25 protein-coding genes are annotated in these 22,997 nt (G+C 69.1%); 9 read left to right on the top strand and 16 right to left on the bottom strand.

The window, feature by feature from the left end; translation table 11 throughout:
• The first annotated feature begins 15 nt into the window (after positions 1-15).
• Genes EV675_RS04895 through EV675_RS04875 form a run of 5 tightly spaced genes read left to right on the top strand, consistent with a single transcriptional unit; the run spans position 16 to position 5,248 of the window.
• Positions 16-819, top strand: a complete 804-nt coding sequence (locus EV675_RS04895; protein ID WP_130356263.1) for an alpha/beta fold hydrolase — start codon at positions 16-18, stop codon at positions 817-819.
• Between the two features lie 29 nt (positions 820-848).
• Positions 849-2,357 carry a carotenoid oxygenase family protein gene (locus EV675_RS04890; protein WP_130356262.1) on the top strand — a complete coding sequence of 503 codons (1,509 nt, stop codon included), beginning with the start codon at positions 849-851 and terminating at the stop codon, positions 2,355-2,357.
• Entirely contained in the window at positions 2,354-3,058 is a 705-nt protein-coding gene (locus tag EV675_RS04885; RefSeq protein ID WP_130356261.1) for an alpha/beta fold hydrolase, read from the top strand. The genes EV675_RS04890 and EV675_RS04885 overlap by 4 nt, the downstream gene beginning before the upstream one ends.
• Positions 3,055-4,269 (top strand): CaiB/BaiF CoA transferase family protein, encoded by a 1,215-nt coding sequence (locus tag EV675_RS04880; protein WP_165404434.1) that lies wholly within the window; start codon positions 3,055-3,057, stop codon positions 4,267-4,269. The genes EV675_RS04885 and EV675_RS04880 overlap by 4 nt, the downstream gene beginning before the upstream one ends.
• On the top strand, positions 4,259-5,248 hold the full coding sequence (locus EV675_RS04875) for an NAD(P)H-dependent flavin oxidoreductase (protein ID WP_130356259.1): 990 nt from the start codon (positions 4,259-4,261) through the stop codon (positions 5,246-5,248). The genes EV675_RS04880 and EV675_RS04875 overlap by 11 nt, the downstream gene beginning before the upstream one ends.
• Before the next feature lie 58 nt (positions 5,249-5,306).
• On the opposite strand, the gene EV675_RS04870 is transcribed toward EV675_RS04875, so the two are convergent.
• The 6 genes from EV675_RS04870 to EV675_RS04845 are packed head-to-tail and all read right to left on the bottom strand — an operon-like array spanning position 5,307 to position 10,086.
• Positions 5,307-6,461, bottom strand: a complete 1,155-nt coding sequence (locus EV675_RS04870) for an acetyl-CoA acetyltransferase (RefSeq protein ID WP_130356258.1) — start codon at positions 6,459-6,461, stop codon at positions 5,307-5,309.
• Positions 6,458-6,844 carry a Zn-ribbon domain-containing OB-fold protein gene (locus EV675_RS04865; protein WP_130356257.1) on the bottom strand — a complete coding sequence of 129 codons (387 nt, stop codon included), beginning with the start codon at positions 6,842-6,844 and terminating at the stop codon, positions 6,458-6,460. Before EV675_RS04865 ends, EV675_RS04870 begins: the two co-directional genes overlap by 4 nt.
• Positions 6,845-6,870: 26 nt before the next feature.
• Entirely contained in the window at positions 6,871-8,130 is a 1,260-nt protein-coding gene (locus EV675_RS04860; RefSeq protein ID WP_130356256.1) for a CaiB/BaiF CoA transferase family protein, read from the bottom strand.
• A 7-nt stretch (positions 8,131-8,137) separates the two neighbouring features.
• On the bottom strand, positions 8,138-9,115 hold the full coding sequence (locus EV675_RS04855; RefSeq protein ID WP_130356255.1) for a tripartite tricarboxylate transporter substrate binding protein: 978 nt from the start codon (positions 9,113-9,115) through the stop codon (positions 8,138-8,140).
• A gap of 36 nt (positions 9,116-9,151) precedes the next feature.
• Positions 9,152-9,601 carry a MaoC family dehydratase gene (locus tag EV675_RS04850; RefSeq protein WP_124692122.1) on the bottom strand — a complete coding sequence of 150 codons (450 nt, stop codon included), beginning with the start codon at positions 9,599-9,601 and terminating at the stop codon, positions 9,152-9,154.
• An 8-nt stretch (positions 9,602-9,609) separates the two neighbouring features.
• Positions 9,610-10,086, bottom strand: a complete 477-nt coding sequence (locus EV675_RS04845; RefSeq protein ID WP_124692121.1) for a MaoC family dehydratase — start codon at positions 10,084-10,086, stop codon at positions 9,610-9,612.
• Positions 10,087-10,213: 127 nt separating this feature from the next.
• Between EV675_RS04845 and EV675_RS04840 the strand changes: the two genes are divergently transcribed.
• Both EV675_RS04840 and EV675_RS04835 read left to right on the top strand, forming a co-directional pair.
• Positions 10,214-10,576, top strand: coding sequence for a substrate-binding domain-containing protein (locus EV675_RS04840; RefSeq protein ID WP_130356254.1), 363 nt, complete (start codon positions 10,214-10,216; stop codon positions 10,574-10,576).
• 1 nt (position 10,577) lies between these two features.
• A complete protein-coding gene (locus EV675_RS04835) occupies positions 10,578-10,973 on the top strand; it encodes a RidA family protein (RefSeq protein WP_130356253.1) in 396 nt (131 codons plus the stop codon).
• 4 nt (positions 10,974-10,977) lie between these two features.
• Here EV675_RS04835 and EV675_RS04830 read toward each other — a convergent pair whose 3' ends face one another.
• The 3 genes from EV675_RS04830 to EV675_RS04820 form a co-directional block, all read right to left on the bottom strand.
• The gene (locus EV675_RS04830) at positions 10,978-11,478 is read right to left on the bottom strand and encodes a MarR family winged helix-turn-helix transcriptional regulator (protein WP_130356252.1); all 501 of its coding nucleotides are present in this window, start codon (positions 11,476-11,478) and stop codon (positions 10,978-10,980) included.
• A 146-nt stretch (positions 11,479-11,624) separates the two neighbouring features.
• Complete coding sequence (locus EV675_RS04825) at positions 11,625-12,830, bottom strand: FAD-dependent monooxygenase (protein WP_130356251.1); 1,206 nt, start codon at positions 12,828-12,830, stop codon at positions 11,625-11,627.
• Positions 12,831-12,848: 18 nt separating this feature from the next.
• A complete protein-coding gene (locus EV675_RS04820; protein WP_165404433.1) occupies positions 12,849-13,847 on the bottom strand; it encodes a Bug family tripartite tricarboxylate transporter substrate binding protein in 999 nt (332 codons plus the stop codon).
• A 248-nt stretch (positions 13,848-14,095) separates the two neighbouring features.
• Here EV675_RS04820 and EV675_RS04815 point away from each other — a divergent pair, with 248 nt between their 5' ends.
• Positions 14,096-16,279, top strand: coding sequence for a hypothetical protein (locus tag EV675_RS04815; RefSeq protein WP_130356249.1), 2,184 nt, complete (start codon positions 14,096-14,098; stop codon positions 16,277-16,279).
• Positions 16,280-16,294: 15 nt separating this feature from the next.
• Here EV675_RS04815 and nudC read toward each other — a convergent pair whose 3' ends face one another.
• The 7 genes from nudC to EV675_RS04780 all read right to left on the bottom strand — a co-directional run bounded on the left by nudC (position 16,295) and on the right by EV675_RS04780 (position 22,222).
• A complete protein-coding gene (nudC, locus tag EV675_RS04810) occupies positions 16,295-17,242 on the bottom strand; it encodes an NAD(+) diphosphatase (RefSeq protein ID WP_130356248.1) in 948 nt (315 codons plus the stop codon).
• A gap of 68 nt (positions 17,243-17,310) precedes the next feature.
• The gene (locus tag EV675_RS04805; protein WP_130356247.1) at positions 17,311-18,093 is read right to left on the bottom strand and encodes a sulfate/molybdate ABC transporter ATP-binding protein; all 783 of its coding nucleotides are present in this window, start codon (positions 18,091-18,093) and stop codon (positions 17,311-17,313) included.
• A complete protein-coding gene (gene modA / locus EV675_RS04800) occupies positions 18,090-18,839 on the bottom strand; it encodes a molybdate ABC transporter substrate-binding protein (RefSeq protein WP_130356246.1) in 750 nt (249 codons plus the stop codon). Before modA ends, EV675_RS04805 begins: the two co-directional genes overlap by 4 nt.
• Positions 18,840-18,848: 9 nt before the next feature.
• Positions 18,849-19,526, bottom strand: a complete 678-nt coding sequence (gene modB / locus EV675_RS04795; protein ID WP_130356245.1) for a molybdate ABC transporter permease subunit — start codon at positions 19,524-19,526, stop codon at positions 18,849-18,851.
• A 66-nt stretch (positions 19,527-19,592) separates the two neighbouring features.
• Entirely contained in the window at positions 19,593-19,970 is a 378-nt protein-coding gene (locus tag EV675_RS04790) for a winged helix-turn-helix domain-containing protein (protein WP_242621334.1), read from the bottom strand.
• Positions 19,971-20,033: 63 nt separating this feature from the next.
• Positions 20,034-21,497, bottom strand: a complete 1,464-nt coding sequence (locus EV675_RS04785) for a sensor histidine kinase (RefSeq protein ID WP_130356244.1) — start codon at positions 21,495-21,497, stop codon at positions 20,034-20,036.
• Entirely contained in the window at positions 21,494-22,222 is a 729-nt protein-coding gene (locus tag EV675_RS04780) for a response regulator transcription factor (RefSeq protein WP_130356243.1), read from the bottom strand. The genes EV675_RS04785 and EV675_RS04780 overlap by 4 nt, the downstream gene beginning before the upstream one ends.
• 139 nt (positions 22,223-22,361) lie before the next feature.
• Here EV675_RS04780 and EV675_RS04775 point away from each other — a divergent pair, with 139 nt between their 5' ends.
• Positions 22,362-22,991: a cytochrome b/b6 domain-containing protein gene (locus tag EV675_RS04775; RefSeq protein WP_207221911.1), complete on the top strand. Its 630-nt coding sequence runs from the start codon at positions 22,362-22,364 to the stop codon at positions 22,989-22,991.
• Positions 22,992-22,997 lie beyond the last annotated feature (6 nt).

Here is a 22,997-nt window from a genome sequence, read left to right as displayed (position 1 = left end):
CCAACGAGCGCTTCGATGAACAGACCCCGCCTACCCGATCACGCCGTCAGCGGCGACGCCGACACCACCGTGTTCCTGCTGCACGGCGCCTACGGCTCCAAGGACTATTTCCGATCCCTGACCGCCACGCTGGTGCAGGCTGGCTACCGCGTCGTCGCCTGGGACGCGCCCGGCTACGGCCTGAGCCCCCTGCCCGCGAACGGGCTGTCGATCGAGCACCTGGCCGAGGCCGCGGCCCGGCTGATCGAGCACACCGGCAGCCGGCGCAACGTCGTCATGGGACACAGCATGGGCGGCATCACCGCGCCGCTGGTCACGCGCCTGGCCGGCGACCGCGTGCACGGGCTGGTGATCTCGGCCACGCTGGGCTCCTTCGCCCGCAAGTCGGCCGAGGACAAGGTGACTTTCCTGAAGGAACGCATCGACCCTCTCAAGCGCGGCGTGCCCTTCCGCACCGCCGCCGAGTCCGTGGTGCGCTCGATGTTCGCGCCCGGTTCGGCCGGGCCGCTGGTGGACCAGGTGCGCGAGGTCGCCCTGTCGATGTCGGCCGACACCTTCTGCGCGGCCATCGAAGCCATCGTGAACTACGACGGCCTGCAGACGATGCGGGAAGTCAGCGTGCCCGCGCTGCTGATCGCCGGCGCTCAGGACAAGGTCGGCCGGCCCGACGGCATGCGCGAGCTTACCGCCGTCATCCCCGATGCCCGCTTCGTCTGCATCGAGGGCGCCGGCCACTATTCCTTCGCCGAGCAGCCCGAGGCCTTCAACGCCGCGCTGCTGTCCTTCCTGGCCGGCCTGCCCCGGCGCGCCGCCGCCTGAACGCTCCCCCTTCGCGACCGATTCCCGCCATGACCATCCAGACCCTGCCCAGCGGCGTGATGTCCACGCTGCAGCCCACCGACCATCCGTTCCTGAACGGCCCGTTCCGGCCCATGTTCAACGAGTACATCGCCGACACCGACAGCCTCCGGGTCATCGGCGAGATCCCGCGCGACCTGGACGGCATCTTCATCCGCAACACGCACAACCAGATCCACCAGCCGCTGGGCATGTTCCACCCCTTCGACGGCGACGGCATGCTGCACGCGGTGCATTTCCACGACGGCCGCGCCACCTACCGCAACCGCTTCGTGCAGACCACGGGCTTCCTGGCCGAGCAGGCCGCCCGTCGCTCGCTGTGGGCGGGCCTGCTGGAGCCCGAAAAGGCGTCCCGCCGCGGGTCCGGCGCCATGGGGGCGATGAAGGACAACGCCGGCACCGACATCATCTGCCACGCGGGGCTGCTGCTGGCCACCATGTCGCAGGGCAGCGAACCCTGGCGCCTGGATCCCATCACGCTGGACACGCTGGGCCCGGACACCAACTGGGCGCGCAAGATCCCGGACGGCATCAGCTCGCACTACAAGGTCGATCCGGAAACGGGAGAGATGATGTTCTTCAACTATCCCGAGCACTGGCCGTACATGCACTACGGCGTCATCGACCGGAACAACCGGCTGGTGCACTACGTGCCGGTGGAACTGCCGGGCGCCCGCTGGCCGCATGACCTGGGCATCACCAGGAACTATTCCATCCTGCACGACACGCCGCATTTCTTCGATCCCGAACTGCTCAAGCGCGGGCAGCACAAGATGACCTTCCATCCCGAGATGCCCGCCCGCTTCGGCGTGATCCCGCGCCATGGAGACGGCTCGCAGGTGCGGTGGTTCGAGGCCAAGGCCTGCCACATCCTGCACCTGGCCAACTGCTACGAGGACGGCGACGAGATCGTGATGGACGGCTGCATCATGCCCGAGCCCAAGCTGCACCCGGTGGGCGCGGCCGACGGCAAGGACATCTACGCCCGGATCAAGGCGCGGCTGGACAAGCACAACAACCCGACCATGATGCACCGCTGGCGCTTCAACCTGCGCACCGGCGCGACCACCGAACAATACCTGGACGACGAGATCACCGAGTTCCCGGTCGTCAGCAACGACTACGTGGGCCGGCCCTACCGCTACAGCTACAACGTGCTCTACCAGCCGGGCGAGTGGCTGTTCCGCGGCCTGAAACGCTTCGACCTGCACAGCGGCGCCGTGCAGCGCTACGAGTATGGCCCCGGCCGCTACGGCAGCGAACCCCAGGTGGCGCGGCGCCTGGGCGCGCGCGACGAGGACGACGGCTACGTCACCGTCTTCGTCACCGACATGAACCAGGACCGCTCCGAATGCCTGGTGCTGGACGCCCGCGACATCTCGCGCGGGCCGCTGGCCACCATCGTGCTGCCGGAACGCATCCCCGTCGGCACCCACGCCTGCTGGGTGGAAGGCGACCGCATTCCCGGCGAACACCGCGATCCGGCGGCCTGGGCATGACGCCGGCCGACCTGGTCCTGCTGCCGGGACTGAACAATACGGCGGCCGTGTTCGACGACGTGAAGGCGGCCCTGCCGGACGCCGTGCGCGCCCATTGCCCGGACCTGCCCGCCCTGGAGACGGTGGAGGAACTGGCAGACCACGTGCTACGCGAGGCACCGCCGCACTTCTGGCTGGGCGGCTTCTCGTTCGGCGGCTACGTCGCGATGGCGGTGCTGGACCGGGCGCCCGAACGGATCCAGGGCATCGCGCTGATCTGCTCGGGTCCGGCGGCCGATACGCCCGCCCAGGCCGCCAAGCGGCAGGAAGCCATCGCCGGCGCCCGCCAGGGCGGCTACCTGGAGACGGCCACCGCGTCCACCGCGCCGTTCCACCCCGGCAGCCTGGCGCGTCCCGAGTTGATTTCGCGGCGCCGGGCCATCGTGCAGGCCTACGGCGTGCAACGCTACATCGCGCATTGCCTGGCCTGCATCGCCAGGCCGGATCGCACCGGGCTGCTGGATGGCCGCCATCCGACCCTGCTGGTCACCACCACCCACGACCGGGTCGTGGCGCCGGAGAACCTGAAGCGGCTGGCGGCCGACGTGCCGGGCAGCCGGCTGGAGACGGTGGCGGCCGCCGGCCACCTGCTGCCGCTGGAGCAGCCCGCCGCGCTGGCCGCGGTTCTTGCCGCGTGGATCGCGGACGGAGCCGCGCCGTGACGCCGCTTCCCCTGCAAGGGCTGCGGGTCTTCGACCTGAGCCAGGGCGTGGCCGGCCCCTACTGCACCATGCTGCTGGCCGCGCAAGGCGCCGACGTGGTGAAGGTCGAACCCTTCGAGGGCGACTGGATACGGTCAGGGCGCAACCAGCATCGCGGACACACGCCGGCCTCCATCACGGTCAACCTGGGCAAGCGCAGCATCGCGCTCGATCTGAAACATCCGGACGGACCCCGGACCGCGCGCCGCATCGCTGCCGGCTGCGACATCGTGATCGAGAGCTTCCGTCCCGGCGTGGCCGCACGGCTGGGCCTGGACGACGCCGCGCTGCGCGCCGGCCGGCCGGACCTGATCTACGCCTCGGTCTCGGGCTTCGGCCAGGACGGGCCGCTGAGCCGTCGCGGCGTGGTGGACCAGATCATGCAGGCGTTCTGCGGCTGGATGACCCTGAACGCCGACGCGACGGGGCAGCCCCAGCGCACGCGCAACGTCGTGCTGGCCGACCAGGTCACCGGACTCTACGCCTACCAGGCCGTCAGCGGCGCCCTGATCGGTAAGCTGCGGCACGGCACCGGCGCGCGCCTGGACATTTCGCTGATGGGGGCCATGGCGGCCTTCCTCGCGCCGCGGCTGGTGGCCGCCGGCACCGGGGGTGGCGAGGCCGGGCAGGTCTATTTCGCCGCGCCCACCGGCGAATACCCCACGCGCGCCGGCACGCTGATGCTGGCCGCCCGCAAGCCCGCGGAGTACCAGCGCTTCTGCGAGGCCATCGGCCGTCCCGACCTGTACACGGACGAGCGCTATGCCACGCAGGAAGCGCGCAACCGCAACGCCGCCGAACTGGACCGCGAGATCGCCGCCAGCCTGTCCACGCACGGCGCCGATGAATGGGAGACCCTGCTGAACGAACGCGGCGTCATGGCCAGCGTGGTGCGCAGCGTCGGCCAGTTCATGGACTCGGAACAGATGCGCGTCGCCGGGCTGGTCGAAACGGTGGACGTGGGCGGCGTGGGCGAGTGTCCGCTCGTCCGGCTGCCCGGTGCGCCCGCCTGGTCGGCACGAGCCCAGGCGCCCGCCGTGCCCGCGATCGGGCAGCACGGCGGCGACATCCTGCGCGAAGCCGGCCTGGCCGAGCGCGACATCCGGCAACTGGCCGCCGCCCGGTGCGTGCGCCTGCCCTCCACGGAAGAAATGCCCTCCCATGTCTCGTGAACTCCTGCGCGGCCTGCGCCTGCCCATCGTCTCGGCCCCCATGTTCCTGCTGTCGGGCCCGGAACTCGTGCTTGCCGCGTGCAAGGCCGGCATCGTGGGCGCCTTCCCCACGCCCAACGCCCGCCCCATCGACGTGCTGGACCAGTGGATGCGCACCATCTCCGAGGGACTGGAGGCGGCACGCGCCGCCGATCCGGATGCGCGGCTCGGTCCCTGGGCGGCGAACCTGGTCACCCATTCCTCGAACTCGCGGCTGCCGGAAGACCTGGGCCTGGTCGCCCGCTACCGGCCGCCCATCGTCATCACCGCGCTCGGCAGTCCGCGGCCCGCCATCGACATCGTGCACGGCTACGGCGGCATCGTGCTGGCCGACGTGATCGACCTGCGGCTGGCCCGCAAGGCCATCGCCGCCGGCGCCGACGGACTGGCCTGCGTCAGCGCCGGAGCCGGCGGCCATACCGGCAGCCTGTCGCCCTTCGCGTTCATCAGCGCGGTGCGGCAGTTCTTCGACGGCATCATTGCCGTGGGTGGCGGCATCGCCGATGGCTGGGGCGCGGCCGGCGCGATCGCCGCCGGGGCGGACCTGGTCTACATGGGCACCCGCTTCCTGGCGACCCGGGAAAGCCGGGCGCCCGAAGCCTACAAGCAGATGGTGGTCGAGTGCGACACCGAGCAGTTGATCGTCAGCAGCGGCATCACCGGCACGCCGGCGAGCTGGCTCAAGCCGTCGCTGGCCGCCAACGGCATCGAGCCCGATACGCTGGCCGCCAGCAGCACCCGGCACTACGACAGCAACACGCCCTTCGCGAAGAAACGCTGGCTGGACGTGTGGGCCGCAGGGCAGGGGCTGGGGGTGATAGGGGACGTGCCGGACGTGGCGGAACTGGTGGATCGGCTGGAGCGGGAGTACCGGCAGGCGGGCGAGCGGTTCGACGCCTTGCGGGGCGCCGTTCGCTGCCTGGCCGCCGCCACGGCATAGCAACGCCATTCGGCATCGCCCACCTCGGGCTGCCCGGATAGCCACCCAGTTCCGGCGCTCAGAGCGTCGCCGCGCTGCCCAATATCACCGTGCTCTGGCTGGACAAGGTCCCACCGTTGCCATGCGCGATGGCCGTCTCGCAGTGCGCCACCTGCCGCCGGCCCGCCTCGCCGCGCACCTGGCGCACGGCCTCCATCAACACGAACACCCCGTACATGCCCGGATGGCAGTACGACAGGCCGCCGCCGTTGGTGTTGACCGGCAGGCTGCCGCCCGGGGCGATGGCGCCGTCCGCCACGAAGCGGCCGCCCTCGCCCTTGGGGCAGAAGCCCAGGTCTTCCAGGAACAGCAGGGTGGTGATGGTGAAGGCGTCGTACACCTGGACCGCGTCGATGTCGCTCGGCCCGAGGCCGGCCATGGCGTAGGCTGCCGCGCCCGAGCGCGCGGCGCCGGTGACCGTGAGGTCGGGCATGCTGGTGATGTGGTAGTGGCTGAGGTGTTCGCCCACGCCCAGCACGTAGGCGGGCGGCTTGCGCAGCGTGGCCGCGCGTTCGGCCGAGGTCACGATGAGCGCGCCGCCGCCGTCGGTGACGAGGCAGCAGTCGCGCACGGTCAGGGGATGGCTGAGCATGCGCGCGCCCAGGACCTCGTCCACGGTCAGCGGGTTCTTTTCCCACGCGACGGGGTTGAGCAAGGCCCATTGCCGCGCGGCCACCGCGACCTGCGCGAGCTGTTCGCGCGTGGTGCCGTACTGGTGCATGTGAAGCGAGGCTGCCAGCGCGTACGAGCTGGCGGTGTAGATGGGCCGGTAGGGCGCTTCGTAGGGATTGACGTCGGGCACGGCCACGTTGCTGCGGCCGGCGCTGCGCTGGGTGCTGCCATAGGCGATCAGCGCGACCTCGCACAGGCCTGCCTGGATCGCCAGCTGCGCGTGCGCCACCATGGACATGAAGCTGCATCCGCCTATATTGGTGCCGTCGTGGTAGCGCGGCGCGATGCCCAGGTATTCGCACAGCGCCAGCGTGGGCATGCGGCTTTGCGAGGTAGTGGCGAACACGCCGTCGACGTCGCGCAGCGACAGGCCGCAGTCCAATAGCGCGCGGTGCGTGGCCTGGCCCATCAGGTCCAGCGGCGACAGGCCTTCGGCCACCTGCCCCAGGTCCGATTCGGCCACGCCGACGATGGCGCAGGCGCCGCGTTGCAGGGCGTTCATGCGGCCTCCGGAAGGAAGACAGGATAAGGCGGCTGGCCGTCCGGCGGCGTGTGCACCTGGGCGCGCACGCGCAGGCCGATGCGCACGTCGTCGGCCGGAACGCCCTCGACCCGGCTCATCAGCCGAAAGCCCTCGTCCATGTCGACCAGCACGACGTTGTAGGGCGCCTGGTCGCGCGGGCTGATGACGGTGACGGCGTACACGGTGCCCAGGCCCGCGCTGGCGCGCCAGGCCAGGTCGGGATTGCCGGTGCCGGGCCCGATGACTCGTGGCGGAAAAACCGCGCGGCCGCTGGCCGGATCGTACTGATAGGCCAGCTCGCCGCGGGCGAGGTGGTCGCGGAAGGCCGCCAGCGGCGACAGGGAAAGGCGTTCTTGGTCCATGGTTTCCGTGAGGGTTGGTTGCCGCTTCAGACGATGCCGTCGCGGCGCAAGGCCGCGATCTCCTGGTCGCTGCAATCGGCCAGGTCGCGCAGCACGGCGTCGGTGGAGTCGCCCAGCACGGGCGGCGGCCGATCGTAGGCCGGCGGGGTGCCGCGCAGCCGCAGCGGGCTGGCGATGGTCGACACGATGCCGCCGTCGGCCTTGGGCATGTCCACGCGCAGCCCGCGATGCCGCACCTGGGCGTCCTCGAACACCTGGGCGTAGTCGTTGATCGGGCCACAAGGCACGCCGTGGGCCTCCAGCCGCGCGATCCATTCGTCGCGCGGGCGGGTCAGCATGGTGCGGGCCAGCTCGGGCACCAGTTCCTGCCGGCCGACGATGCGGCCCGTGACTTTCTTCCAGCGTTCGCTGCCGGCCAGGTCGGGCCGTTCGATGGCGACGCAGTATTGCTGCCACTGCTTGTCGTTGCCCACGGCCACCACGATCTCGCCGTCGGCCACCGCGAACACCTGGTAGGGCACGAGGCTGGCGTGCGCGTTGCCGTAGCGGTGCGGCACCTTGCCGTTGGCGAAGTAGCCGGTGACCTGGTTGCCGCCCAGCGCCACGATGCAGTCCAGCAGCGCCATGTCGATGTACTGGCCGCGATCCGACACGGTGCGGTGCTGCAGGGCGGACAGGATGGCGATGGTGGCGTACATGCCGGTCATCACGTCGGCGATGGCGACGCCGACCTTCTGCGGGCCGCCGCCCGGCAACTGGTCATGCTCGCCGGTGATGCTCATCAGGCCGCCCTGCGCCTGGAACACGAAGTCGTAGCCCGGCTTGTGGGCGCTGGGGCCGTCCTGCCCGTAGCCGGTGATGGAGCAGTACACCAGGCGCGGGTTGATGCGCGACAGGCTGTCGTAGTCCAGCCCGTAGCGTTTCAGGTCGCCGATCTTGTAGTTCTCGACCACCACGTCGGACCGCGCCGCCAGCCGGCGCACCAGCGCCTGGCCCTCGGGCCGGGCGATGTCCACGGTGATGGATTTCTTGCCGCGGTTGGCGGCCGCGTAGTAGGTGGAGTCGCCGGTGTCGCCGCCGTGGGCGTCGCGCACCCATGGCGGCCCCCAGGCGCGGGTGTCGTCGCCGCTGCCGGGGCGTTCCACCTTGATGACCTCGGCGCCCATGTCGGCCAGGTTCTGCGTGCACCAGGGGCCGGCCAGGATGCGCGACAGGTCCAGGACGCGGATGTGCGACAGCGCGCCGGCCTGGCCGCCCGCGGCGGCCTGTGTGTTTTCGGAAGACATGTCGGAATCAGTCGATCTTGATGTTGGCGTCGGTGATGACCTTGGACCACTTGTTCAGCTCGGCGTCGACGAACGCGGCGAACTCGGGCTGGGTCATGGTGCCGGGCTCGGCGCCCTGCGCCGCGAACTCCTTGCGCACGGTGGGGCTGGACAAGGCCTTGCGCACGTCGGCCGACAGCCGGTTGGCCAGCTCGGGCGACATGCGGCCCGGGCCGTACAGGCCGAACCAGGCGGTGGCCTCGAAGCCCTTCACGCCCGCCTCGTCGAGGGTGGGCACGTCCGGCAGCGCGGGCGAACGCTTGAGCGAAGTCACGCCCAGTGCCCGCAGGCGACCCGACTTGATGTGCTGTAGCACGCCCGGCACCGAATCGAACATCACCGGGATCTGGCCGCCCAGGAGGTCATTCAGCGCCGGCGCCGCGCCCTTGTAGGGGATGTGCGTCATCTGGATGCCGGTCATGGACTTGAACAGTTCGCCCGACAGGTGGTTGGCGCCGCCGGTGCCGGCCGAACCGAAGTCCACCTTGCCGGGATGCTGCCTGGCGTAGGCGATCAGTTCCTGCACCGTGCGCGCCGGAAAGGCATGGTTCACCACCAGCACGTTGGGCACGGCCGCGACCTGGGCGATGGGGGTGAAGTCGGTGCGCGTGTTGTAGCGCAGGTTCTTGTACAGGCCGGGGTTGATGACGTGGTGCGTGGCCGTCAGCATCAGCGTGTAGCCGTCGGGCGGCATGGCCGCCAGTTGTTCCGAGAAGATGGTGCCGCTGGCGCCGGCGCGGTTCTCCACCACGACCGGCTGGCCCCAGTTCTTCTGCAGTTCGGCCGCCAACTGGCGGGCCAGGATGTCGGTGGTGCCGCCCGGGGGAAACGGCACGACGAGCCTGACCGGCTGGGAGGGAAAATTCTGGGCGTGGGCCAGGGCGGGCAGGGCCAGGCCCGCCGCGCCGGCCAGCACGGCCAGGGCACGCTGGATGCGCATCGTCATGTCGTCTCCTTTCCTTTGTCTATCGTGCGCGCGTGCTCAGGCCGCGCCCAGTTCGTGCGGGAACTCGACCATGGCCTCGCCCGCCGCGACGATCTCGCCGCGCTGGTTCGCCACCTGCACCGTCAGCGTGGCCCAGCGGCTCTTCTTCGTGGCCTGCACGGCCGATACCGTGGCGGTGGGCGTGATGGTGTCGCCCGGCTTGACCGGGATCTTCCAGCGCGTCTCGAGCCGGCGCTGCATGCCGCCCAGCGGATAGAGCCAGTCGGTCAGCATCTTCGTGATGACGCCGAAGTTGTTCATGCCGTGCATGATGATCCCGCCGAAGTTGGTCCGGCCGAAATCGCCCTTCATGTATTCGTCGTCCCAGTGCAGGGGGTTGTAGTCCAGCGAAGCCTCGCAGAAATCGCGGATGGTTTCGCGGGTGGGGGAGAAAGGCGTGCCCTCGATCGTCAGGCCGGGCTTCAGGGTGTCGAATGCGTTGCTCATGATTGACCTCAGAACGGGCGGATGGTCCAGCCGCGGCCGGAGCAGATGACTTCGTCGCGCTGGTTGAAGAACACGTTGTCGTGCACCACGAACAGGCGGTTCTTCTTGATGACCTTGTCCAGCGCGCGCGCCTCGAGGCGGATGACGTCGCCCGGCCGGGCCGGCAGGTTGTAGCTCCACGACTGGCCGGCGTTGACCGTGCCGGGGCTGCGCATCCAGTCGTCGGTGGGGGTGCACGCGAACATCAGCAGGATGTGGATGGCCGGCGGGGCGATCAGGCCCTTGTAGGGGCTCTTGCGCGCATACTCCTCGTCGAAGTAGAGCGGATGCATGTCGCCGACCACGCGGCAGTACTTCTGGATCGCCTCCAGCGTCAGCGTGTAGGGCAGCGTCTTGCGCGGTTCGCCGGGAACGATGTCATCCCAGGTCTTGCGCAATTGCTCGTCTTTCCAGAAATCGGTCTCGAAGCTTGTCTCGGTTGTCATGGAAGTCCATTGAGAGGTGTTGACCTGCGGCCTGGATCTGCTAGAATGACCGCTTAGCGGATATAAATAACCGCTCTATGACCATTATTTGGATTCCGGCCTGCGCTGTCAAGGCCGTGGAGGACCCATGGCGACCCCAGAAAGCGAATCGTTCGTCCGCACCTTTGCCCGCGGCCTGGCCCGCAACCGGCCCGAGGTCGTCGCGGCCTACCTGTCGGCGCTGAACCGGTCCATAGCCTGGGCCCGCCAGCATCCCGGCGACGCCCTGCGCATCTACGCCAGGGAAGTGGGCGCGCCCGAGGAATGGATCGCGCCGTCCTACCGCGAGACCGACTTCCGGTCGCTGCGCGTCGGACTCGATCCGGAACTGATCGCGGCCGTCTCGAGCCAGAAGGATTTCCTGCTCGAACACGGATTCATCCAGCACGACTTCGACGTCCAGGAATGGGTATGCGCCGAGCCCTTGCGGCTGGCCGGCCAGGAGACATGACATGAACGAACATCTGAACCCCGAGGGGCTGGCGGCGCCGAGCGGCTTCTGCCACGTGGTGCGCTCGCGCGCGGCCACCACCATCCTCGTCGCCGGCCAGGTGGCCTACGACGAACAGGGCAACATCGTCGGCGAGAACGACCTGGCCACGCAGGTGGACCAGGTCTACCGCAACCTCGAACGCGCGCTGGCCGCCTGCGGCGCGACCTTCGCGGACGTGGTCAAGACCACCCTGTTCGTGAAGGACATGACGCCCGAGAAGATCGCCGTCATCCGCCAGGTGCGCGCGCGCTACCTGACGCCCGACCGCTTGCCGGCCAGCACCATGATCGGCGTCCAGGCGCTGGCCAAGCCCGCCCTGATGCTGGAGGTCGAGGCCACGGCCATGCTGGACTGAAGGCTTATTCCGACGAAGCCGTGCGCCGGCGCGAGGGGAAGGTGCGGGACGAGGCCTGCCGCAGGATGGCGGCCTGGCTGAGCAGGCGATCCACCAGGGCTTCCAGCACCTTGCGCTCGTCGGCGCTGAGCGGCTTGAGCAGATCGCGCTCGTACTCGACCGCGCCGGGCGAGATCTCGTCGTAGATGCGGCGCCCTTCTTCCGTCAGCTCGATGGTGGAACGGCGCCGGTCGTTCTCGTCCAGCGTGCGCGTCATCAGCTTCTTGTCCACCATCTCGCGCAGCGCCCGGCTGACCGTGACCTTGTCCATGCCGGAATAATCGGTCAGTTCGGTGACGGAGGTGGGTTCGAGCTGCGCGGCGGCCGCCAGCATTCGCCATTGCGAGACGTTCAGCCCGAAGCTGGGCGTATAGGTACGCTGCAGTCCGATACTGACGTCGTTGAGCAAGCGGGAGAGCTTGTACGGAAGGAAGTGTTGGAGTTCTAGTGTCGAGGCTTTCTTCATGTGTGGAGGACTTGCACATGATCCTGGCGCCTCGGACTCGCGGCACCTGATCCGGCGGATTATAACGGAACGCTATATCGAAACGGCACGCGGCGCCGGGGCTGGCGCCGCGTGCCGTCGAGGCGGACGGGTCGGGTGCGCGCCGCTCAGGCCGCGCTCTCGAGCTCCACTGTACGGGCGTCGTAGCCATAGATCCAGCGATAGCGTTCCTCCACTTGCTGCTGGCCCCATTCGCGCTCGATGTAGCGCTGCGCCCCGGCCGGATCGGCAAGCTCGGGATTGTGCACGCGCCGCACCTGTTCGGCCGAGCTGCGCGTGATGTTGGCCGTGCGCGGCCGGCGCAGCGATTCATAGTTGCGCAGGGCATGGCCGGGATCGTCGCCGTAGGCTTGCAGGCAGCGCGCCAGGATGAGCCCGTCTTCCAGCGCCATGTTGGCGCCCTGGCTGAGGAAGGGCAGCGTGGAATGGCAGGCGTCGCCCAGCAGGGTGATGCGCCCTTCGGTCCAGCGCTCGAGCGGCGCGCGCACCATCAGCGCCCACTTGTAGGGGATGGTGATGTTGCGGACCATCAACTGCACGTGGGGATGCCAGCCGGCGAAGTCGGCCAGGCATTCCTCGGTGGTGCCGGCGGCGTTCCAGGACTCGATCAGCCAGTTGTCCTGGTCCACCATGCCGATGAAGTTCAGCAGCTTTCCCTGCCGCACCGGATAGGTCACGATGTGCGCCGTCGGGCCCAGCCACATGCTGCCGCCGACCAGGTCTATCGCGCCCTGGATGGCTTCGGCCGGGATCAGGCCGCGCCAGGCCATGCAGCCGGTGAATTCCGGCTTGTCGGGCCCGAGCAGGATCTGGCGCACGCGCGAATGGATGCCGTCGGCGCCCACCATCAGCGGCGCAGTGGCCTCGGTGCCGTCGACGAAGCGCATGCGCACGCCATGGCCGTCCTGCGACAGGGCATCGAGCTGTCTGCCCAGGTGCACCGCGCCAGGCTTGGCCTGCAGCACCGCGCGCAGCAGCATGCCATGCAGGTCGGCCCGGTGGAAGGTGACGTAGGGCGCGCCGTAGCTGTCGACCGACTGTTCGCCCAGCGGCATGAACGGCCGCTTCTGCCCGGTGTTCCAGAGATAGGTGTCCTTGCCCTTGCTGAAGGTGGCATGGCGCTGGAGTTCATCTCCCAGCCCCAGCTCCAGCAGGACCCGCGAGCCGTTGGGCGTGGTCTGGATGCCGGCGCCGACCTCTTTCAGGTCGGTGGCCTGTTCGTAGACATCGACGTCGATGCCCCGTCTCAGCAGCGCCAGCGCCGCCGCGAGGCCACCGATGCCGGCGCCGATGATTGCCACATGCTGCGTCATGAATGAATGCTCCTGATATCAGGGGGAAGTATCGAGCTGGATGTTGGCGGCCTTGATCAGCGCCGTCATCTTGCCGCGTTCCTGATCGATGTAGCGCCCGAACTCGGGCGGCGCCATGTAGGCGGGTTCGATGCCGGCATTGCGCAGGCTTTCCTTCACCTCGGCCGAGGCCATGGTGGCGCGCAGCGCGTCGGTCAGCTTGCGCACGATCTCGTCGGGCGTACCCTTGGGCACGACCATGCCCTGCCAGCCGGTCACGTCGAAGGTCGGAAAACCCGAGGCCGCCATGGTCGGCAGTTCGGGCATGAATTCCGTCGGCTTCTGGCTGCCCACGGCCAGGCCCCTGAGCTTGCCGGCCTTCAGTTGCTGGCCGCCGGCAGCGTAGTCGATGAAGATGGCCTGCACCCGTCCGACCATCAGGTCGGGCAGCGCGGGCGCCACGCCCTTGTAGGACACGTGGGTCGCCTGGATGCCGCTCTGGAACTTGAGCATTTCCATCGCCAGATGGTGGGGCGTGCCCACCCCCGGCGAGGCATAGCTGAGCGTGCCCGCCTTTTCCTTGGCCAGGCTGACGAACTCGGCCACCGACCTGGCGGGAACCGAGGGCGAGACCGCCAGGATCATCGGGAAGGCGCCGGCCATGCCGAGCACCGAGAAGTCCTTCACCGGGTCGTAGTTCAGCGACTTGAACAGCAGCCCGTTGACCACGAAGGTGTTGGTGTTGCCCAGCATGAGCGTGTAGCCGTCGGGCCGCGCCTTGGCCACCAGTTCGGCGGCGATGTTGGTCGATGCGCCCGGACGGTTCTCGACCACGATCTGCTGGCCCAGCCGCTCTGACATGGCCGGCGCCAGGATGCGCGCCAGGATGTCGGACCCGCCGCCGACCGCGAACGGGACGATGAGCCGGATGGGATGGGTGGGATAGGCGCCGTCATTGGCCTGGGCTGCCGGACCGGCAAGCAGCAGGCCGGCGCCCAGACAGCAGATGGGCGCCGCTTTGGATAGGAGAGTCTGCATCTCGGATCCCTTTTCGGATGGAGTTCGGACAGGGCGGGGAAAGACAACCATCGGACAGCCAGTGACGGCCATATTTCCATAAACTTGTTCCGATGTAAACAATTTTGAAACTATATACATAGAAGTCCCATCCCCCGGGTCCGACCCCAAAACCCCCAGTTCTGGGGATCGTCCCGCATCGCCGTGCATGCCAAGCTCCCAAGCCGTCCGGCCCAGGACGACCCAGTCATCACGAAGGAAACCTTGCAATGAATCCGAACCGGCGCATGATCCTCAACGGCGGCATGGCGGGCACGCTGCTGGCCCTGCTGGCCGCCTGCGGCGGATCCGGCGGCACGGACCCTTCCGGCCAGCCCGACGGCGACGCCGGGGACTACCGGCATGCCACCGGTATCGACACGCTGCCCGCTTCGCGGCCCCTCGACCTGGACGCCCTGGCCCTGCCCACCGAAGGGCAGACCTTCGGCGTGCGCGTCATGCTGGGCGGCCTGCCCCAGGCCGGCGTGCGCATCCAGGTCCTGGACGTGCGCGGCGCGCTGGTGGACGAAGGCACGGCCGACGCCCAGGGTTTCTTCCGGTCGGCACGGATCGGCCGGCGCTTCCTGATGGCCGTCGCCCAGACGCCGCAGGGCGAGCTTTACGGCTTCGAATACAACCACGAGACCAAGACCGACCCCGTGGTCGACGTCAATCTGGTGCCCACGCTGGCCTTCCGGCTGTCCGAGCGGCTGAAGCTGTCGTCCCCCAACGCCATCGACTTCGTCGTCAAGGAGTTCCTGGGCCTGGATTATTCGGTGCTGCTGTCCGACCTGGAAGCCCGCGGCGCGGCCATCGACCAGGACCGGCTGCGCCAGGAAGCGGCGGCCTCCGGACTGGGGCTGCAAGGCTACCTGGATGCCACGGTAGAGAAAATCGTGCGGGCCATCGACCAGGGCTTCCCGCCGGCCATCGATACCGCGCCCCTGCCGGTGCGCAAGACGTCGTTCCTGGCCGCCGCCCACGATCAGGACGCCTCGTGCGACGACGTCCCGGAGTACGACGACGGCGTGGACGAGAACATCCCCTCGGACCTGGCCAGGCTGATCCGCGAACACTGGTCCACGGCCGCCAAGGCCCTGATCGCCTTCGCATTCAAGAAAGCGGCCAGCGCGTCGGGCTTTCCCATCATCGGCGACGTCGGCAACCTGATCCTGGACGCGCTCTTCCCCGCCAGGAATCCCGTGATGGACGCCGTGGCCGCGCTGGATTCGCAGATCAAGGGCCTGGCCCGCTCGATCGAGGAACTGCTGCGGCGCCAGGCGCAGGCCGAGTTCAACCGGACCTTCGACGCGGTACGGTCCGCGTTCAACACCTTCGACGGCACCAAGACGCTGATCGACGAAACCAACGCGTTCTACACGAAGACCGGGATCCCGATCGACGACAACTACCGGTTGACGATGACCACGCAGTGCCTGGCGCTGTTCCTGCGCGAATCGGCGCTGATCGAGGCCCACAACCAGTTCGTCGGCCTGGGCTCGTTCGCCAGCGCCGGCGTGCTGAATCGCTGGATGCCTGTGGGGCAGGGGGAGAAGTTCTACACGGCGGCCATCCAGCAGCAGTACATCGACCTGCTGGACTGGTACCAGGCCCGCAACGCGCTGGCCTACGGCTACCTGATCGACGCCTACGATGCCTACGCCAAGCTGACCGGCGGCGCCGTCAACACCTCGCGCATCCAGCAGTTGAAGGAGCGCCTGGAGCGCCAGACGGCAAACGTGGAGAAGCTGCGGCCCAAGTACCTGTACAGCCAGAAGCAGTTCATCGACGTCGGCAACCGGCTGACCTGGGTAGGCCGGTGCAACAAGGCGGAATCCTTCCTGGACCTCATTCCGGCGGACGTCAAGACCACGCCCGGATGGAACCCGGGGCGCCTGGACCTGGCAAAGATGATGCGCCACGAGCAGACCGATCCGTGCGAATCCAGGGGCGTGCCGACCGGCAACGCCAGCCTGGGACCGGACCTGATCGCCGCTTACCCGTGGCGGCTGCCCACCAGGAAGAACCTGGAGGACTCCTTCGCCGAGCCCATCAAGCAGAAGTACGGCAAGAAGTTCAACCTGAAGACCTTCGCCTACGACTTCCAGTTGTCGCGCTCGGTCAGCTTCTTCCTGCCGGATTCGGACACGCCGGCCGAGGCCCTGCTCAGCTCGGGCCTGAAATCCATACGCGTGAAGATCGCCCGTGGCTACTACGTGCGCCACTTCGAGGGCGACGTGTTCGCGTTCCAGGACCTGTCGGCCCGCAAGCAGACCATCGACAAGCGGGGCAAGGACAAATATTCGGGACCGCCGCTGTACTTCTTCCCCGTGGCCACCGTAACGCTGGAGCAGTTGAACGCTCTCCTGCCCTGGGCGGTGTACGACAAGGCGATCAGGACGATGACCGCCTGACCGCCCGGCCGGTGCTCAATCCAGCGCGGGACCGGTCCGGTCCACGAAGGCGCGCACCAGGTGATGGGCGATGGCGTAGGGCCGGGGCGCGGACAGGCCCTCGGGATGCGTGCCGTCCAGCATCTGGCGGACTTCCTCGCGGGTGAACCAGCGCGCGTCTTCCAGCTCGTTGCGGTCGATCACGATGCCGGTGCCTTGCGCGCGGGCGAAGCAGCCTATCATCAGCGACGACGGGAAGGGCCAGGGCTGCGACGCGAAGTAGGCTACCTCGGCGCAGGCGATGCCCGCTTCCTCGCGGATCTCGCGCCGCACGGCGTCCTCGATGGTTTCGCCCGGTTCCAGGAAACCGGCCAGGGCCGAATACATGCCAGCCGCGAAGCGCGGCTGGCGGCCCAACAGGCAGCGGTCGCCGTCCACCGCCAGCATGATCACCACCGGATCGACGCGCGGGAAATGCTGCGCGCCGCAGGCCGGACAGTCGCGGCGCCAGCCGGCGCAGGACACGCGGCTGGGCGCGCCGCAGTTGGCGCAATAGCGGTGCCGGTCATGCCAGCTCAGGATGGCCTTGGCGCCGCCCAGCTCGCCCAGCAGGTCGGGCGGGAACAGACCGCGCATGGCGATGCTGCGCAGGTCCAGCAGTTCCAGCCCGGGCCGCGCGGCGGCCGCCTCGGCCAGCCCCGCGTCCAACGCCACGGCGAACAGCGCGCGACCCTGCTCGTCCTGGCCCAGGAAGATCTCCTGGCGCGCGGGCCCCAGGCCTATCCAGGCCTCGGCGGCGAACAAGGGGGAAGGCTCGCCCGCGCCCGCGTCCAGCAAGGGCACGTCGCCGACGAACACCATGAATCGGGCCGCCGCATCTTGCCGGCGCGCCCGGATGAACTCGGCGTCGGCGCGCGCCTCGGACATGCGGTCGAGCGGATTGAGGCCGAAACCCACGGCGGCGGAACGGTCGAAAGATGGCATGGGAGGGGGCGGCTACGCGCAGCGTGCCGCCGCAGAGTCGTGTGACCGACGATTCTACCGCCGCGCGTTCAGGAAGACCCCGGATTGAGCAGCGTGCGCAGGCGCTGGCGCATGGGCGTCTCGGCCGGCGCATCGTCCCCCAGCGCGCGGCGGATGAAATCGCGGCTCTGCCCGCTGCGCAGGTTCACTTCGCGCGCGACCTGCCCGTCCTGGTAGAGGAAGGCGACGTCGGCCAGTTCCAGCACGTCGTCGATGTCGTGCGTGATCATCAGCACGGGGATGCCCCATTGCCGCGCCACCTCGGCCAATTCCCTGCGCAGTTCGCCGCGCAGCATGGGATTGAGCGCGGCGAAGGGCTCGTCCAGCAACAGGGCGCGCGGCTCGCGGGCCAGGGCCCGCGCCAGGGCCACCCGCTGCTGCTGGCCGCCCGACAGCACGCCGGGCCGGCTGTCGGCCATGGCGGCCAGGCCGAAGCGGTCGATCAGGTCCTGCACGCGCCGCCCGTCCTCGGGCGACAGGCGCCGCCGGCGCCACGAGGTCAGGCCGAAGGCGATGTTCTGGCGCACCGACAGATGCGGGAACAGCGCGTAGTGCTGGAACAGGTAGCCGATGCCGCGCGCCGGCGGCGCGACGTCGATGCCGCGCGCGGCATCGAACAGGGTCCGGCCGTCCAGCCGGATGTGGCCGGCGCCGGGCCGCAGCAGCCCGGCCACCGCCTGCAGGGTCAGCGACTTGCCCGAGCCCGACGGTCCGTACAGCGCGACGAAGGGCGCATCGGAGGCGAAGCGAGCCGCCAGGTCGAAGCGACGGCTGCCGTCGCGCACCGTCAGCGCGATGTCGACATCGATCACGGTTTGCCGAATCCGTAGCGGTCCAGCACCTGCTGGCCGGGGGCGGACAGCAGGAAGTCGATGAAGGCCTTGGCCTGCGTCTGATGCCTGCTGCCGGACAGCACGGCCACGGGATAGGTGACCGGGGTATGGCCGCCGGCGGTCAGCGTGATCCTGACCTTGTCCTGCATGATGGCCGCGTCGGTGCGGTAGACGAAGCCGGCGTCCACCTCGCCCCGGCTCACGTAGTCCAGCACCTGGCGCACGCTGTCGGCCTGGATGAACTTGGGTTCGAGCGAGGTCCACAGGCCGGCGCTGTCCAGCGCCTGCTTGGTGTAGTTGCCCACCGGCACGGTGGCGAGCTTGCCGATGGCGATGCGCTTGACCGGCGCGCCGGCCAGGTCCTGCAGCGAGGCGATGGCCGGGCCGCCCTGGGCGGGCGTGACCAGCACCAGGCTGTTGGCGGCGAAATCGCGCCGCGTCGGCCCGTCGATCAGCTTTTGCGCCACGGCCTTGTCCATCGTGGCCTGGTCGGCGCTGGCGAACACGTCCACCGGCGCGCCCTGGCTCATTTGCTGGAGCAGCGTGCCCGAGGCGGCGAAGTTCAGCCGCACGGTGGTGCCGGGATGCCGTTGTTCGAATTGCTTGCCAAGGTCCTTGAAAGCATTGGTCAGGCTGGCCGCGGCCGATACGGTGATCTCCTGGGCACCGGCCGAAAACGGCAGGGCCAGGGCAAGCAGCAGGGCGGCATGGCGGGTGCGGGACATGGGACTCCTTCAGCGTAGCGACAGGTAGCGGTTGCAGGCCACCAGGATGGCGATGGAAATGGCCGAGGTGATGACCACCAGCAGCAGGGCCAGGTCGTCCTGCCCCGCCTGCGTGGCGTCGTAGATGGCCATGGAAAGCGTCTGCGTGCGGTGGGGGATCGAGCCCGCCACCATCAGCGAGGCGCCGAATTCGCCCATGGCGCGCGCGAAAGCCAGCAGGGTGCCGGCCAGGATGCCCGGCCAGGCCAGCGGCAGGGTCACGCGCACGAAAACCGACCAGCGCGACTGGCCCAGCGTGCTGGCGGCCGATTCCAGGGTGCGGTCGATGCCGGCGAACGCGGCGCTGGCCGACTTCAGGACCAGCGGCAGGGCGACGATGGCCGAGGCCACGACCGCGCCGTGCCAGCTGAAGATGATGGTGTAGTCGAAGTGCTCGTATATCCAGCTGCCCAGCGGACTGCGCCGGCCGGCCGCCAGCAGGATGGCGTAGCCGATTACCGTGGGAGGCAGCACCAGCGGCAGCATGAACACGGCCTCGGCCATCGAACTGCCCGGAAACGGCTTGCGCGCGAACAGCCAGCCCAGGCCCACGCCCGCGACCAGGGCCAGCACGGTGGCCAGGGCCGCGACCTTCAGGGACAGGATCAGCGGAAAGGCGTCGAAGGAATCCAGCAGCGCATTCGTCATATCCCGAAGAATACAGCGAATCCTGGCTGGACGGTAGCGCGAAAAGGCCGCCCGGCCCAGTGCCGGTCAGTCGGCCAGCATGCCGGCCATGGCAGCGATGTCCTCGGCCGCCGCCGCCCGGGCGGTGGCCTCGATGGAGCGGTAGCGCCGTATCAGTTCGCGGCCCACGTCGGTCACGACGGTGCCGCCGCCGCGCGCGCCGCCGGCGGCGCTTTCGACCGCGGGTTCGCGCAGGGACCGGTTCAGCTCGTCCACCAGCAGCCAGGCGCGGCGATACGACATGCCCATCCGCTGGGCGGCGGCGGTGATGGAGCCCGCATCCAGGATCGCTTCCAGCAGCGCGATCTTGCCCGGTCCGATCGCGATGGTGCTGTCGCGGTAGACCCGCAGCCGGAACTGGAAGCGGGGCTTGGTGGAGGTATCCATGGCACGAGGAGAAAGCATCGGTGATGCCGCCGATTGTAGGCGCATAGGCGGGCGCGCGGGACGCCTCGCCAGGGCGCTCGTTCAGTCCGTGCCCAGCCTGAACCGGAATACCGTCCCGGGTCCGCCCTCGTCGACCAGGCGGATGTCGCTGCCATGCAGCGCCAGCATGCGCTGCACGATCATCAGGCCCAGTCCGCCGCTGTCCTGCGCCTTGCGGCCCCAGGCGGGAATCCGCTTGAACAGGCGGGGCCGCAGCGCCTCGGGAATGCCCGCGCCGGTATCGCGGACGTCGATCCGCACGCCGTTCCCGGCCGCCGCCAGCCCCACCGTGATCCGGGTGCCGGGTGGATTGTGGCGAATGGCGTTGTCCAGCAGGTTGGTCAGCACGCGCTCGATCATGGCGATGTCGGCATGGACCTGCGGCAGTGCCGGCGGGATCTCGGTCTGCAAGCGCTGGCCGCGCGCCTCGGCCGCCAGTTCGAACTTCTGCACCACGTCCTGCACCAGGTCGGGCAGGGCGAAGGTCTCCCGCTCGGGCTGGACCAGGCCCGACTCCAGGCGCGCCAGCTCGAACAGCGCCTGCGCCAGCACGCCGACCTTGCGGCTCTGGTCCAGCGCGATGTCCAGGTAGCGGTGGCGCTCGGCCTGGGTCAGCAGGCCGTCCTTGACGCGCAGGGTTTCCAGGTAGCCGTGCAGCGAGGTCAGGGGCGTGCGCAGGTCGTGCGAGATGTTGGCCACCAGTTCCCGCCGCTGCTGGTCCTGGCGGGTCAGCTCGCGCCACTGCTCGGCGATGCGCCGGCTCATCTGCGCGAAGGCGGCGCGCAGCGTGGCGATCTCGTCGCGCCGGCCGTCGTCGGGCGGCGGCTCCAGCGGCGCCACGGGCGCATCGCCGGCGGCATCGAAACTGCGCACGGTATCGGCCAGCGCGCGCAGGGGGCGGGTGATCAGGCGGAAGGCAACCAGGCCCATGATCAATCCCAGCAGCGCGACCAGCCCCATGGCCAGGCCCGTCATGCGCCACACCGAATGGCGGGCGAGTCCGGCGGCCAGCGCATCGTGCGTCTCGCCTTGCAGGATGACGTAGACGTAGCCGGCTTCCTTGCCGTCGACGCGCACCGGGGCGGCGTTGAACACCTTGTGCGCATCCGCGCCCCGCGGGTCGTCGCCGAGTATGGGCAGTTCGGCGCCGGCCATCAGGCGGCGCACCGGCGCCAGGTCGACGCGATCGCGCACGAGGCGGCCGGGCGGGGCCGCATGGCCGACGATGCGCCCGTCGGGATCGAGCAGGTAGAGTTCCACCGCGGGATTGACCGCCATCAGCTTGTCGAACAGATCGCGCACGGCATCCGGCTTCCAGCCGCTGGCGTCCATCAGTTGCGCCGTGCCGGCGATGTGCGCGGCCAGCCCGCTGGACAATTGCTGCACGACCTCCTGTTCGTGGCGCGCCGCGGCCCGGATCTGGAACAGCAGCGAGATCCCGCTGCAGGCCAGCAGCAGCACGGCGAACACCAGGGACAGGCGCTGCGTGAGCGACAGGCGTTTCATGGCGCGGCGGCCTCGTCCTGCGCGCCGGATGTGAACTTGTAGCCCCGGCCCCATACCGTCAGGATGCGCCGGGGTTCGGACGGGTCGTCCTCGATCTTGGTGCGCAGGCGGTTGATGTGCGTATTGACCGTATGCTCGTAGCCGTCGTGCTGGTAGCCCCACACCTCGTTCAACAGGTCCATGCGCGAGTACACCTTGTCGGGATGCCGCACGAAGAAGGCCAGCAGGTCGAACTCGCGCGGCGTCAGGTCGATGGCCCGGCCGTTCAGCAGGGCCGTGCGGGCCAGCGGATCCAGGTCCAGGCCGTGCAGCGACAACAGCCCGGCCTCGATGCGCGCATGGCGCGCCAGGGCGTCCACGCGGCGCAGCAGCGCCTTGACGCGCGCCACCAGTTCCAGCATGGAGAAGGGCTTGGCCAGATAGTCGTCGGCGCCCAGTTCCAGCCCGACGATGCGGTGGACTTCGCTGGAACGCGCGCTGGTGATGATGATCGGGGTGTAGCGCGCCATGGCGCGGGCCCGGCGGCAGATTTCCAGCCCGTCCACGCCGGGCAGCATCAGGTCCAGGACCAGGGCGTCCCAGGCGCCGCTCTCGAGCATGTGCATGCCTTGCGCGCCGTCGGCCGCATGCTCGACGGCATAGCCCTCGTCGCGCAGGTGCATGCGCAACAGTTCGGCGATATGGGCATCGTCCTCGACGATCAGGACGCGCTTGGCCCGTTCCATGAGTCTGCCTGTGAAAAACCGTAGACCACATTCTCGCCAATCCTGGCGCGGGAATTCATCACATTTATTTTAAGTTTGCGTGAGGACTCCGGTATGGCGGGGGGCCAACAATGCGGCAAACCCTGAACGGAGAGCCCGCATGTCCCTGACGGCCGACCCGGCGATGCACGCCCCCGCCTCCAGCCCGCCCCCCATCCACCCCGCCTGGGTGCGCATCGCGCATGGCCTGAACGCGGTGGCCGTGCTGGTCATGGTGGCAAGCGGATGGCGCATCTACAACGCCTCGCCGCTGTTCGGCTTCACGTTCCCGGAGGCGATCACCCTGGGCGGATGGCTGGGCGGCGCGCTGCAATGGCACTTCGCGGCCATGTGGCTGCTGGCGGCCAACGGCCTGGCCTATCTCGCGCTGAACCTGGCGACCGGCCGGCTGTTCCGCCGCTTCCTGCCGCTTTCGCCACGCGGCGTGCTGCGCGACATGGCGGCGGCGCTGCGCGGCCGCCTGGTCCACGACGACGCGCGCCGCTACAACCAGGTGCAGCGCCTGGCCTACCTGTTCGTCATGCTCGACATCGCGCTGCTGGTCGTATCGGGACTGGTGCTGTGGAAACCGGTGCAATTCGGCATGCTGCGCGAGCTGCTGGACGGCTACGAGACGGCGCGCCGCGTGCACTTCGCGGCGATGGCCGCGCTGGTGGGATTCGTGGTCCTGCACCTGGCCATGGTGGCGCTGGTACCCCGCACCCTGCGCACCATGATCCTGAAAAAATAGGAGGCG

This window comes from Pigmentiphaga kullae (assembly GCF_004216695.1).
GTDB lineage: Bacteria > Pseudomonadota > Gammaproteobacteria > Burkholderiales > Burkholderiaceae_B > Pigmentiphaga > Pigmentiphaga kullae.
The sequence above is the reverse complement of the archived record's forward strand: the minus strand, read 5'-3'. Positions and strand labels throughout refer to the sequence as shown.